This window comes from Chryseobacterium sp. 'Rf worker isolate 10', assembly GCF_050753305.1.
Taxonomy (GTDB): domain Bacteria; phylum Bacteroidota; class Bacteroidia; order Flavobacteriales; family Weeksellaceae; genus Chryseobacterium.
Genome location: NZ_JBOZOF010000001.1, coordinates 641,537 through 655,412, shown reverse-complemented (window position 1 = coordinate 655,412; position 13,876 = coordinate 641,537). Strand labels below are relative to the sequence as shown.

Sequence of the window (13,876 nt, the reverse complement as noted above, 5' to 3'; positions counted from 1 at the left end):
CCTTCTTATGAGAAAGATAATTATTGCGGATGACGAACATAAAATATTAATGTCGTTAGAATACAGTTTTAAGAAAAACGGATACGATGTCTATATTGCCCGAGACGGAACAGAAGTCCTTGAATTCCTGAAAACAATGGTTCCGGACGTAATCCTTCTCGATATTATGATGCCTAATCTTGATGGATACAGTACTTTAGACCTCATTAAACAGGATGAAAAACTGAAAGACACCAAAGTTATTTTTCTGAGTGCCAAAAACAATCCCAGAGATATTGAAAAAGGATTGGAAATGGGAGCAGATGCCTACATCACAAAACCCTACTCTATCAAGAAGCTGATGCAGCAGATTGAGGAAATGTTTTAACATGTAAAATAAACCATTAAGATTCATAAAGAGATTGCTTCGCCTTCGGCTCGCAATGACATGTGCAAATACTAAAACACTACTATTAACCTTGATATGGAAACAGATACATTATTTAAACAAAGCATAGAAAGCAAGGAAGATTTCTGGAAAGAACAGGCCGGACGAATAAAGTGGTTTGATTTCCCCAAGCAAATCCTTTCTAAAGACGAAAATAATTACCCACAATGGTTTTCCGACGGAAAGCTTAATATGTGCTATTTGTGTATTGACAAACATATTGAAGACGGTTTCGGAGATCAGGTGGCGATCGTTTATGATTCCCCTGTAACCAATCAGAAGAAAACTTATACTTTCCATCAGGCGAAAGAGGAAGTTGCCAAACTGGCAGGAGGATTGGTTTCTCTGGGATTAAATAAAGGAGACACGGCCGTTATTTATATGCCAATGATTCCACAGACGCTTTTTGCTATGCTTGCCTGCGCAAGAATCGGGGTTATTCATAATGTGGTTTTCGGAGGTTTTGCGCCTCATGAGCTTGTCGTGAGAATTGACGACTGCAAGCCGAAAGTTTTAATTACTGCTACAGCCGGTGTGGAAATTGCCAAAAGAATTCCTTATCTGCCACTGGTAGAAAAAGCGATTGAACTGGCGCAGGATAAAGTAGATAATATCATTGTATACAACAGAAAACTGGTCGATAATCAGGATGAAATGTTCGATGGGTTGATTGATTATGAAGAATTGGTAGAAAAATCCGCTCTGGCAGACTGCATTTCTGTAGAATCTACCCATCCGCTTTATTTGCTTTACACATCAGGAACAACAGGAAAACCTAAAGGTATCGTTCGTGATACCGGAGGCTATGCCACTGCATTACAATTCTCCATGACCCATTTTTATGGTGTAGAACCGGGAGAAACATATTGGGCAGCTTCAGACTTCGGATGGGCTGTAGGACATAGTTTTTCCGTGTACGGACCATTAATCAACAGAAATACAACGATAATTTTCGAAGGAAAACCGATCATGACTCCTGACGCAGGTACTTTCTGGAGAATTATTTCAGAATATAAAGTTTCGGTGATGTTTACAGCACCTACTGCGATCAGGGCGATTAAAAAAGAAGATCCTAATGGAGAACTGGTAAAAAGATACGATTTATCACATTTCAAAAAGCAGTTTCTGGCTGGTGAAAGATGTGATGTTGCAACTCTGGACTGGTTTGCAGAACACATCGGTGTTCCGGCCATAGACCACTGGTGGCAGACAGAATCCGGCTGGCCAATGCTTGGGCTGCTGACTCATGATAAAAACTATCAGATCAAAAGAGCTTCCGCAGGAAAACCCGTTCCGGGATATGATATTAAAATTTTTGATGAAAACGGATTAGAACTAGATCCTCATCATGAAGGTTATCTCGTGATCAAACTTCCTCTCCCTCCGGGTGCCATGCTTGGAATTTGGAAGGACTATGAACGCTTTGAAAACAGCTATCTATCCCAATATAAAGGCTATTATTTTTCAGGAGACGGTGCCATTCAGGATGAAGACGGCTATATTTTCATTACAGGAAGAGTGGATGATGTGATCAACGTGGCAGGGCACAGACTCTCCACCTCTGAAATGGAAGAAATTGTTTCTTCACATCCTGATGTTGCAGAATGCGCTGTGGTAGGTATTGACGATGATTTGAAAGGACAGGTTCCTTTTGCCACGGTTGTTTTAAAGAACGGTTCAACTATTTCTGAAGAAGAGATTGAAAAAGATATTATTCAGATGGTCCGCAATAAAATCGGAGCAGTAGCATTTCTGAAAAACGTTATGGTTGTCAAACGCTTACCCAAAACAAGATCCGGAAAGATTTTAAGAAAACTGATCAGAACGCTTCTTGACGGGAAGGATTTCCAAATTCCATCTACGATTGATGATGAGAAAATCATTGATGAAATTCAGGAAAAAATAAAGGAATACAAGGCTTAAGCCAGAAATTAAACATAAATTTAAAATAAAATAAATTCAAATTTCAAAAAACGAAAGGGATATGAGAAATTACTTAATAGAAGATTTACCACAGTATTTTGAAGATTATAAAAAGTCTATCAAAAATCCTAAAAAATTCTGGGATAAGGTAGCAGATCAAAATTTCGTGTGGTATCAAAGATGGAGCAAGGTTGTTAAGTACGATATGAATGAAGCGAAGATCACCTGGTTCAAAAATGCTAAACTCAATATTACCAAAAACTGCATCGACAGGCACCTTACCATAAGAGGAGAAAAAACAGCGATCATCTGGGAACCCAATGATCCTAAGGAAGAAGCACAGCATATTTCTTACAATGAACTCTATACACGCGTTAATAAAACAGCTAATGTTTTACGTGATATGGGTATTGAAAAAGGAGATAGAGTCTGTATTTATCTTCCTATGATTCCTGAGCTAGCTATTACCATGCTTGCCTGTGCAAAACTGGGAGCCGTGCATTCTGTCATTTTCGCTGGATTCTCTGCTTCTGCAGTTGCTTCAAGAGTGAATGACTGTGAGGCAAAAATGGTTATCACATCGGACGGGAGCTACCGGGGAAATAAAGTTCTTGACCTGAAAACGATTGTAGATGATGCACTGGAAAAAACGCCGACTGTTGAGAAAGTTCTTGTCGTAAAGAGAACCCACAACGAAATTACCATGAAAGAAGGGCGAGATTACTGGATGGCTGATCTGTATGAGAAAGCTTCCCCTGATTTCGTTACTGTCATTATGGATTCTGAAGATCCGCTTTTCATTTTATATACTTCCGGATCTACAGGAAAGCCTAAAGGAATGCTTCATACCTGCGCTGGCTATATGGTGTATACCGCTTACACCTTCAAAAATGTCTTTAATTATAAGGAAAATGATATTTACTGGTGTACAGCAGATATCGGGTGGATCACAGGACATTCTTACATTCTTTACGGACCTTTATTGAATGGGGCTACCACTGTAATTTTTGAAGGAGTTCCTACTTATCCTGAACCAGACCGTTTCTGGGAAGTGATTGAAAAACATAAAATCACTCAGTTTTATACCGCTCCTACCGCCATCCGTTCTTTAGCAAAAGAAAGTACAGAATGGGTAGATAAACATGATCTTAGCTCTTTGAAAGTTATTGGTTCTGTAGGTGAACCTATCAATGATGAAGCATGGCATTGGTTCAATGATCATGTTGGAAAGAAAAAATGCCCGATTGTAGATACATGGTGGCAGACTGAAACAGGAGGAATTATGATTTCACCGCTTCCTTTTGTAACTCCAACCAAACCTACTTATGCTACTCTTCCACTTCCAGGTGTACAACCAGTTCTGATGGATGATAAACGAAATGAAATTACAGGAAACCAGGTGACCGGAAATCTTTGCATCCGGTTTCCATGGCCGGGAATTGCAAGAACCATCTGGGGTGACCACCAAAGATATAAGGAGACTTATTTCACAGCTTTCCCCGGAAAATATTTTACAGGTGATGGCGCTTTGAGAGACGAGGTTGGTTATTACAGAATTACCGGTCGTGTAGATGATGTGATCATTGTTTCCGGACATAATCTGGGAACTGCACCTATCGAAGACAGCATCAACCAGCACCCTGCTGTTGCAGAATCTGCTATTGTGGGTTATCCTCATGATATCAAAGGAAATGCATTGTACGGTTATGTAACACTTAAAGAAACCGGAGAAGGACGTGATAAGGAAAATCTGAAGAAAGAAATCAACCAGCTGATTTCAGATCAGATCGGGCCGATTGCCAAACTGGATAAGATACAGTTTGTTTCCGGACTTCCAAAAACACGTTCTGGAAAGATCATGCGTAGAATTCTTAGAAAAATTGCAGAAGGTGACTTCAGTAATTTTGGAGACATCAGTACTCTTTTAAACCCTGAAATTGTAGAGGAAATCAAAAACGAAAGAATCTAAAATTTAATCAATTTTTTAACCAATAGAAGCCCTGGAAGTCATTTTCAGGGCTTTTTTTATTGTTTTAAAGTCACCCATTTTATTTCGAATCAAACCCTTGAAGCATCAAAGATAAATTAGAGTTATACACCCTTAAACTTCTCTACTTTTCCCAGAATCAGCAACATATTGAAATATCAATTTTAAAAACCTCAGATTGTTCAATTGTTAAAATTAAACACATGTTCAACAATTATTCTTACATATTATCATTTTCTATTGAAAACAGAATATTAATTAACAAATTATATTACCTTAAACATAATAATAATCGGAAAATTATTACTAACTTTAGTCATAACTTTAAAACCAATTAACTATGTCACATATATTAGCTGGACTATTTGATCATCACAGCGACTACAAAAAACTGGAAAATGATCTGGAGAATTCAGGATTTGAAAATTCAGATTACATTGTATACCTTAATAATGGTTCTAATAATTCCCAATATCTGGCAAGTGTTACCGTAAATGATATCAATCAGATTGATCTTGCCCGGAATGCATTTATTCAGAATGCAGCATTGAAATCATATTTATTTGAAAATATGAACATCAATGAAACGAATTATGATACTATTAAAAAGTATATTGATGCAAGAAACAGAGCTGAAATTCAGAACAGCCCTGATATTAAAATCAAAACGTCAAGCGACGGTATGAATTCTGAAGTGAAATTCTAATCGATATAAAATCTAATAGCCGGAGATCCGCAGTGCATACTGCGGATCTTTTATCTTTGAAAAAACTAAAAAATTTCGTATTTTCGTCTTATTATAGGCATGCGCACAAATGAGTTACGATTTAGAACAAGAGAATAAGGAGATCCTTGCAAGGTATAAGGATCTGATTTCTAACACATACAGAACGTTGGATGAGGAAAATAATAAGCTCATCCGAAAGGCATTCGACATTGCTCTGGATGCCCACAAGGATCAAAGGAGAAAATCCGGAGAGCCTTACATCTACCACCCTATTGCTGTTGCTAAAATTGTAGCCACAGAGATTGGTCTGGGTGCAACTTCTATTGCCTGCGCGCTTTTGCACGATGTGATTGAAGACTCCGATTATACCTACGAAGATCTGAAAAAAATCTTCGGCGAAAAGATTGCCAGTATCGTGAATGGATTAACAAAAATATCCATCATGAATCATCAGAACATCTCTGTACAGTCTGAAAATTACAGGAAACTATTATTAACATTATCCGAGGATTTCAGGGTTATTCTGATCAAAATTGCAGACCGCCTTCATAATATGAGAACGCTGGAAAGCATGGCTCCGGACAAGCAGAAAAAAATCGCTTCTGAAACGGTTTATATCTATGCCCCGATGGCTCACCGTCTCGGATTGTACAACATCAAATCTGAGCTTGAAGATCTTTCCTTAAAATATAACAGCCCCGAAGTATATAATGAGATCACGGAAAAATTGGAACTTGCCAAAGAAAACCGTGAGCGATATATTAACGAATTTACCAAAGAAGTATCAGCAAGACTTGGTGAAGAAGGCTTAAACTTTAAGATCAAAGGGCGTGCAAAAGCCATCTCTTCCATTTACAGAAAGATGCTGAAACAGGGAGTTTCCTTTGAAGAAGTTTTTGATAACTATGCCATCAGGATTATTTATAAATCGGATGCAAAAAATGAAAAATTCCTGGCCTGGAAGATTTACTCTATCGTTACGGATGTATATCACAGCAACCCTTCAAGAATGCGTGACTGGATTACCCAGCCCCGTTCTACAGGATATGAAAGTTTACACTTAACGGTTTTAGGACCGGACAGAAAATGGATTGAAGTACAGATCCGTTCAGAAAGAATGGATGAAATTGCTGAAAAAGGGGTTGCCGCTCACTATAAATACAAAGAAGGTTACAAACAGAGTTCTGATGACAGGAACTTTGAAAAATGGGTAACTGAGATCCGTGAAGTACTGGAACAGCAGCAGAATCTTTCCACTTCGGAGCTTTTGGATAATATTAAACTGAACTTATATTCGAAAGAAGTATTTGTCTTTACGCCAAAAGGGGAAATTAAAATTCTCCCAACCAATGCTACCGCACTGGATTTTGCATTCTCCGTACACTCCGATCTTGGAATGAAGTGTTTGGGAGCCAAAATCAACGGAAAACTGGTTCCTATTTCCTATATCCTACAAAACGGTGATCAGATCGATATTCTTTCCTCACAGAATCAGAAACCAAAATCCGACTGGCTGGAATTCGTAGTGACTTCGAAAGCCAAATCCAAGATCAAAAGTTATCTGAATTCTCAGAAAAACCAATTGGTAGAGGAAGGAAAAGAAATTCTGCAGAGAAAACTTCGTCATGCGAAAATCAATTTTAATGATGAGGAAATTAATAAACTTCAAAAGTTTTTTAATTTAAAATCTTCACAGGAACTCTTTCTTAAATTCCAAAGTAATGAACTGGACGTAAGCAGCTTAAGAAAATACATTGAAAGTAAAAACGTATTCAATAATTTACTTTCAAGATTCAGAAAATCACCTAATAAGAGCCAGCATTTCGAGGAACATAAAGAGGAGAACCTTGACATGATTGTCTTTGGAAAAGATGAAGAAAAACTGAACTACAGCTATGCAAAATGCTGTACAGTGATTCCGGGAGACAAAATTTTCGGATTCATCACCATCTCAGACGGAATTAAGGTTCACAGTGACACCTGTCCGAATGCCATCAATCTGAGAGCACAGTATGATTACCGTGTCATCCCGGCCAAATGGGTGAATGCAGAAAGCTTCAAAAACAGAGTGAAAATTGAGATTGAAGGGCTTGACAGAATGGGTATGATCAATGATATCACAACTGTCATCAGTGGAAGTATGGGAATGGATATGAAGAGTATGTCTATTGAATCCAACAATGGTGTTTTCACAGGAAATATCAATCTCGAAGTCAAAAATAAAGGCCAGCTGGAAGAGACCTTTAAAAAACTTAAAAGTATTAATGGTGTTTCAAGAGTGAGACGACTACAATCGTAAACATGAATTTATCTCTATATTTTAAAAAATTTTTCAACAACAGTCAGTCCTCAGGAATTATTCTTATTTTCTGTGTGCTTATTTCATTGCTTATTGCCAATTCATCTGCTGCAGAGAATTTTCAGCATTTTTTAGACCAGGAAGTGGGCACTCATCTTTTTGGATTGGAATATCCTGTCAGCATCTGGATCAATGACGGATTAATGGCGATATTCTTTCTTTTGGTAGGTCTTGAAATAAAACGTGAACTTGTAGAAGGTGAGCTTTCATCTTTTAAAAATGCTTCCCTTCCCATTTTTGCTGCAGTAGGCGGAATGCTTGTGCCAGCTGTTATCTACAGCATTTTCAACACAGGAACAGAATACAGTAACGGCTGGGGGATTCCAATGGCTACAGATATTGCTTTCTCTCTGGCTATTATTTCAATGCTGGGTAAGAAAATTCCTAATTCTATCAAAATATTCTTAGCTGCATTGGCTATTGTAGATGATCTGGGAGCTATCCTTGTGATTGCTGTTTTCTACACTGAACAGATTCACTGGAGCTATCTTTTGTTATCTTTTGGGGTGACTGCTCTTCTATTTGTTTTGAATTTTTTAAAAGTAACCAAAACGATATTTTATATCATTCCAGGTCTTTTTCTATGGTATTTCCTTCATCATTCCGGAATTCACGCTACGATAGCTGGCGTTTTATTGGCCTTTTCAATTCCTACCAACGCTTCGAATGTAGAAATTTCACCACTGGAAAAACTGGAGCATCAGCTTCATATTCCGGTAAGTTTTCTGATCATGCCTATCTTTGCTTTAACCAATACCAATATCACTTTTTCCAGTGAAATGGTGGCCGGTGTTACCAGTACATTAGGATTAGGTATTATTTGCGGTCTGGTATTGGGGAAACTGATCGGGATCAATCTGTTCTCACTGATCGCTATCAAATTTAAGCTTAGTGCTCTGCCCCAAAACAGCAACTGGCTTCAGATGATTGGGGTGGGTTTATTGGCCGGAATCGGATTTACCATGTCCATTTTCATTGCATTGCTTTCCTTTAAAGGTGAAATTGAGATTCAGGATGAAGCGAAATTTGCTATTTTAATTGCTTCCTTTATAGCTGCCGTTGCTGGATTTACTATATTAAGTATCAGTTCAAAAGAAAATCCCGAACTGGAAGAGAATTAATCTTTCTTCCGGTTTTCCAGTTTTCTCTTATGTTCTTCATCACTGTCAAAATCAGGTTCTGTAATTGCAGTACGATAATGTATAGTTTCTTTCTGAATTTCATCAGACAGCAGTTTCTCTATTCTGAGCTTTCTGATGGCCATATTCAGTTCGTTCCCGAATAAAAGCAGATATACATTCACATTCACCCAAACCATCAGCAGAATCATACTTCCAATGGACCCGTAAAGTACATTATATCGTGCAATATCCTTTACATAAATGGCAAAGATATAAGTAGTCACCACAAACAGAACAGTCGTTAAAATAGCACCGGGAACTGCCTGACGGAATCTTGTAATTTTCACAGTTCCCAGCCAGTAAAATAAAGTCAGTAGTATAAAATAAAAAAGAGGAAAAGAAACAAACCCAATAATACTGGAAAGATTATCTACAAGCCAGGTAATATCGTAAGCAGGAGTAAAGAGTTTCATTACGACCTCCACATAATAGACCCCGAAAAGCGCTAAAAAAACAATGGTGATAAAGCCTATGGTGATAAAAAATGAAAGAATAAACTCTTTTACATCACTTAGCTTTTCATCCGAATTTTCATTAAAACCATTTATCAGGGAAAACGTACCATTGGTAGCAAAAACAAGTGCCAGAACGATTGTCAAATTACTGATCCCTCTCATATTCGGGATAATATTGCTTTCTATATATCCTCTTACGTCGCCTTCCATATTCGAGGGAAAAACATTATGCATCAGTACATCAAAAATATAGAACTGCAGCTTGTCATAATGCGGCATATAAGGCAAAACGGAAAGCAAAAAAAGGATAAACGGAAACAAACTTATGGTAAAACTCCAGGAAATAGCGGCCGCTTTTCTTCCTATTTTCCCTTTGAAAATCCCCGAAATATAGATCTGAAACATCTGCCAAAGCGATATTCCCAAAACAGGAATATGGATGCTGTCAAAAAACTCTTGAATCTTCAAAATAAATTTAGGAACCTTTACACTCATCGATCTGTTTGTCTTTATACAAATGTAGGGGAATTAAATTAAATAGGGAAAAGATTGGGGTGATAGGTGGCAGGAATTAGGTGTTAGGTTGCAGGGATTAGAGAGTTTGAGGGTGTAGTTTGAGTTTAACATTGTGAGTAACTCGCACCCTAAAAAAAACCAACAACAAAATAAACCAGCAACAAAAGAACCTCGCAACTCGTAACCCGAAACCAGCAACAAATTCACCGCGAAACCCTATCTTTGCGGTCTGAAACTTCTTACAATGCGAATCAGTTTACTTTGTATCGGTAAAACAGATGATAAGGAAATTACATCTTTAATCAATTATTATCTCAACCGTTTACCCAAACACTGGAATTTTGAAATTACTGAAATACCGGATGTTAAAAATGCCAAAAACCTGTCTTCTGACCTTCTCAAGAAAGAGGAAGCCAAGTTATTCTTAAATCAGATTGACAAAAACGATCTGGTAATCATTCTTGATGAAAAAGGAAAACAGTTTACCAGTCGTGAATTTTCTCAAAAAATTGATACCTGGATGAATTCTTCTGTGAAAAAAGTACATATTCTGATTGGAGGAGCCTATGGTTTTTCTGAAGAAATCTACAGCAGAGCGAATGAAAAAATGTCTTTATCTAAAATGACTTTTACCCATCAGATGATCCGCCTTTTTATTGTGGAACAGCTTTACCGTTCTGATCAGATTCTGCAGGGAAAACCTTATCATAACGATTAAAACAAAACCCTTCTGGATCCAGAAGGGTTTTTTATTTCTTTAGGCTTTGATGCCTTTCATTGATTGAAATTGATTATTTCAGACTGATCTGTCTCTTTGCTTCACCCACCACAAAAGCAACGGAATTGGCAATATTAAAGCTTCTGATAAGCTTCGACATAGGAATGGTTAAATGATTTTCAAAACGGTCCAGAACTTCTTTGCTCAATCCTACACTCTCCTTTCCGAAAACCAGCCAGTCTCCGTCCTGAAAATCGGTTTCAAGGTATGATTTTTCAGCATGTGAGCTCATTAAAAAAACGCGTGACAGGTCAGGAATATTGCTAATCCATTCTTCTACATCTGCATATTCAGTAACATCGAGATGCACCCAATAGTCCAGTCCGGAACGTTTCAGGTTTTTATCATTAATTATAAATCCAAATGGATGAATCAGGTGTAATCGGCTTTCGGTTCCTACACACAATCTTCCGATATTTCCTGTATTATTAGGTATTTCGGGTTCTACAAGAACAATATTCAACATCTCTCTATCGCTTTATTCGTTTTTTAGTATGGATTTATTTAAATGATTTGGATCAGATTTTTCAATTTATTTCTTTACACATTTAGCGTAAACATCTGTCAGTACAGCTTTTTCATACCCTAATGCTACTGCTTTATTTAAATTTTCACAGGCTTCCTTAGGTTTGGAAGTATCGAACAGAATCATAGCTTTGCTCACATAAGACTGTGCAAATTTCGGATCTATGGAAATCGCTTTATTCGCGTCAATCAGTGCTTCCTTATATTTTTTCATTTTAAAATAAACATCTGCCCGGCCGTTGTAAAGCAGTGATTCCGGTTTTTCTGCAAGAAGTTGATTATAATCTTTTAAAGCTCCATCAAGGTCACCATTATTCTTTTTAAGATTGGCCAGCCCGGTCTTTGCAAAAAGGTTATCAGGAGCAAAAGTCAGAATCTGATTAAGGTCTTTTATTGCAAGGTCTTTTTTTCCCTGGCTGTCATAAATTTTGGAACGTGTAAGATATAAATCCGGAGTTTCAGTATTCACCTGAAGTCCTTTTTCAATATATTCCAGTGCTTTCACTTTATTTCCCTTCTGGCTGTACAGTGAAGAAAGATTGGCATAAACAGAAACCGACAACGGATTTGCTTTCAAAGCAGATTCATAGGATTTAAAAGCCTGAGTCGTCTTCCCAAGTCTTCTCTGAGCTGTACCCAGATAATCGTAATATTCCGACTGGAATTTTTGGATCTGTTCTTTCTCTGCCAGTTTTAAATATTGCTCTTCGGCACATTTATAATCGGCTTTATTAAAACATTCTTCAGCCAGTTTTTTATCCTGGGCATAGAAATTAAGGGAAACACAGAGGGAAGTTACTAGTAATACAATTTTTTTCATGAGGTTATAGATTGTTTATTGATCACTTTCTTGGCGAGTGCACCAAATATCACTCCCAATAAAGATCCAACAAACGCCCCCACCAAAATATCTATCGGGAAATGCACTCCTAAATATATACGGCTGTAGGAAACCACCAGAGCCCATACAAATATAGCATATGGAAACCATTTAAGTTTATTTTTCAATAAAATACTTAAAAAAGAAGCCAAAAAGAACGTATTGGAAGCATGGGCAGAATAAAACCCAAACTGTCCACCGCATTTCACGATTCTCATATGATGTTCCAGAGTAGGATCATGGCAGGGTCTCAGCCTCGCCACACCGTATTTGAAAACACTGGCCAACTGGTCAGAAACTGTTGCGCCAATAGCCAAAAATATAAGGATAAAAACTAAAGATCTTAGTTTATAATTTTTGTATAAAAAATAAAGAAATATAATATAAAGAGGCACCCAGATCCAGGTACTTGAAATCAGCATCCAAAACTGATCAAAAGATGAATCCCCCAAATTGTTAAGGTAAAGAAATACCGCTTTATCTTCCTGAATAATCTCTTCCATGATTATCTGCTTACAGGTCCTTCGTAAGTATCATCATCTGCCGGCTTCGGTTTTGGAGGCTCATTAGAAGCGACTGAAGAAGGCTCCGTAAGAATATCTTTCTTGATATCATTCATCGGATTGAAATCTTTTGCAGCATCTTTCACTTTTTCAATTTCGCGCTTGATCTCAGAAACAGGATTATCTGTTTCCTTCATGATTTCAGTTTTGATATCTTCTACTGCTCCACGCATTTTTCTAACGCCTGCACCTAAGTCACGCGCAATCTGAGGCAGTTTATCCGGACCGAATAATACAACGATTGCAATGGCAATGAGTGCCATTTCTCCAATGCTTAATTCCATTTGGTAAAATTACAAAAGATTATTGCATTTACGGACTGTAAACTCAAAATTTAAACAAATTTTAAGATTTTATAAAAGTTCAGTGTTTCGGGTTGCGAGTTTTTTTGTTACGGGTTCTTTTTGTTGCTGGTTACCCACAACTTTAAACTTTAAACTTTAAACTTTAAACTCTCACCCCTAATCCCTGTTACCTATTACCTAATTCCTGCTACCTACCATCTGCTACCTATTAATTAACAAATACTTAATTCAAAACAATGAGAATTATGTAATAATTCTGTATATTTATGATACACAACTCAATAAATATTTATTATGAAAAAATTAGTGACTACTTTTAAAGTTTTCGCTGTATTATCGGTATTGGCACTCCACAGCTGCCGTAACGAAGACAACGAAATAAACCAACAGGAAACAGCTCAGGCTAAGGTAACCGCAGATGATCTGAAAAAAGAAATTACACCTCTCCCATCACAGATTGTTCCGGATGCTGTACAGCTTCAATTGAATGAATCCGGAAAAAACCTTGAAACGTATCTCAAAAATGACTTACAGATTTCCAAAGTGACTGTATTAGGGCAAATTTCAACCCAAAAAGGTATTGAGCTTTCTAAAAGCCTGATTGCTGATAAAGACCAATACATTGCATCCGGGAACATTATGGATCCATCTTCTGTAAAAATCGGAAAGATTGGTGATCTCTATAGCAGTGATGATCTTACAACAGCACAGCAGGGACTTAAAGAAGCTATCACTGAAGAAGTAAAATCCGGCACTAATGTAATGGAAGTAACCTGGGACAGCAAAAACGGAAAATTCACCACTGTATGTTTTTACAATGATTCAGGAATTATCTGGGACAATATCTTCGGAGGTCTTATTATGATGGATACCCGCGGAAATTCCGAAGCCTTCAACAACAAGCAGGCAGCAAAAGTGGTTTCTACATGGTATAAACAATGGTGGACAGCCAACTGGCTTTGGGGTTCTAAAAGAGGGGAAGCAGGATATCAGATTACTATTTATTATTCCGGCTCTACAGTTTCCAATGCAGATGTAAGCGACTGGGGATATATCAGTTTAGGAAAGGCAAAAAGTGAGAGCAAGATTACAAAGAGTTCAGGTGCTTACGGACAATGTCGTTATGCTTTAGGGCTTTGTACTCCTACAGGTTCTTTAAGTTTCAATTCCAGCAATTTCTCGGTGTCATTCTCAGGATTGGGCAGCAATATTGTAAGTAACGGGACAAAATCCCTTTATCCATAGTTATT

At 37.5% G+C, this 13,876-nt stretch carries 13 protein-coding genes; 8 read left to right on the top strand and 5 right to left on the bottom strand.

All coding sequences use genetic code 11. From position 1 onward, the window contains the following. The first annotated feature begins 7 nt into the window (after window positions 1-7). From LKL37_RS02860 to nhaA, 6 genes are all read left to right on the top strand, one after another. Entirely contained in the window at window positions 8-367 is a 360-nt protein-coding gene (locus tag LKL37_RS02860; protein ID WP_431609094.1) for a response regulator transcription factor, read from the top strand. Window positions 368-463: 96 nt separating this feature from the next. Further along, window positions 464-2,350, top strand: a complete 1,887-nt coding sequence (locus tag LKL37_RS02855; protein WP_431609093.1) for an AMP-binding protein — start codon at window positions 464-466, stop codon at window positions 2,348-2,350. 61 nt (window positions 2,351-2,411) lie between these two features. Continuing rightward, complete coding sequence (acs, locus tag LKL37_RS02850; RefSeq protein ID WP_129036766.1) at window positions 2,412-4,319, top strand: acetate--CoA ligase; 1,908 nt, start codon at window positions 2,412-2,414, stop codon at window positions 4,317-4,319. Between the two features lie 358 nt (window positions 4,320-4,677). After that, window positions 4,678-5,043, top strand: a complete 366-nt coding sequence (locus LKL37_RS02845) for a hypothetical protein (RefSeq protein WP_431609092.1) — start codon at window positions 4,678-4,680, stop codon at window positions 5,041-5,043. A gap of 109 nt (window positions 5,044-5,152) precedes the next feature. Continuing rightward, entirely contained in the window at window positions 5,153-7,363 is a 2,211-nt protein-coding gene (locus tag LKL37_RS02840) for a RelA/SpoT family protein (protein WP_431609091.1), read from the top strand. Window positions 7,364-7,365: 2 nt separating this feature from the next. Further along, window positions 7,366-8,544, top strand: coding sequence for a Na+/H+ antiporter NhaA (gene nhaA, locus LKL37_RS02835; protein ID WP_431609090.1), 1,179 nt, complete (start codon window positions 7,366-7,368; stop codon window positions 8,542-8,544). Here the strand turns inward: nhaA and LKL37_RS02830 are convergent. Further along, window positions 8,541-9,554 carry a YihY/virulence factor BrkB family protein gene (locus LKL37_RS02830; protein ID WP_431609089.1) on the bottom strand — a complete coding sequence of 338 codons (1,014 nt, stop codon included), beginning with the start codon at window positions 9,552-9,554 and terminating at the stop codon, window positions 8,541-8,543. The two genes, nhaA and LKL37_RS02830, sit on opposite strands and share 4 nt — an antisense overlap. Window positions 9,555-9,819: 265 nt before the next feature. Here LKL37_RS02830 and LKL37_RS02825 point away from each other — a divergent pair, with 265 nt between their 5' ends. Next, window positions 9,820-10,293 (top strand): 23S rRNA (pseudouridine(1915)-N(3))-methyltransferase RlmH, encoded by a 474-nt coding sequence (locus LKL37_RS02825; protein WP_431609088.1) that lies wholly within the window; start codon window positions 9,820-9,822, stop codon window positions 10,291-10,293. A 73-nt stretch (window positions 10,294-10,366) separates the two neighbouring features. Here the strand turns inward: LKL37_RS02825 and LKL37_RS02820 are convergent, their stop codons facing one another. The 4 genes from LKL37_RS02820 to LKL37_RS02805 all read right to left on the bottom strand — a co-directional run bounded on the left by LKL37_RS02820 (window position 10,367) and on the right by LKL37_RS02805 (window position 12,605). After that, window positions 10,367-10,819 (bottom strand): tRNA (cytidine(34)-2'-O)-methyltransferase, encoded by a 453-nt coding sequence (locus LKL37_RS02820; protein WP_431609087.1) that lies wholly within the window; start codon window positions 10,817-10,819, stop codon window positions 10,367-10,369. Between the two features lie 66 nt (window positions 10,820-10,885). Next, window positions 10,886-11,698, bottom strand: a complete 813-nt coding sequence (locus LKL37_RS02815) for a tetratricopeptide repeat protein (protein ID WP_431609086.1) — start codon at window positions 11,696-11,698, stop codon at window positions 10,886-10,888. Then, complete coding sequence (locus LKL37_RS02810) at window positions 11,695-12,261, bottom strand: phosphatase PAP2 family protein (protein WP_431609084.1); 567 nt, start codon at window positions 12,259-12,261, stop codon at window positions 11,695-11,697. Before LKL37_RS02810 ends, LKL37_RS02815 begins: the two co-directional genes overlap by 4 nt. 2 nt (window positions 12,262-12,263) lie before the next feature. After that, complete coding sequence (locus LKL37_RS02805) at window positions 12,264-12,605, bottom strand: Sec-independent protein translocase subunit TatA/TatB (RefSeq protein WP_105701607.1); 342 nt, start codon at window positions 12,603-12,605, stop codon at window positions 12,264-12,266. A gap of 315 nt (window positions 12,606-12,920) precedes the next feature. Here LKL37_RS02805 and LKL37_RS02800 point away from each other — a divergent pair, with 315 nt between their 5' ends. Continuing rightward, entirely contained in the window at window positions 12,921-13,871 is a 951-nt protein-coding gene (locus tag LKL37_RS02800; protein WP_431609083.1) for a hypothetical protein, read from the top strand. Window positions 13,872-13,876 lie beyond the last annotated feature (5 nt).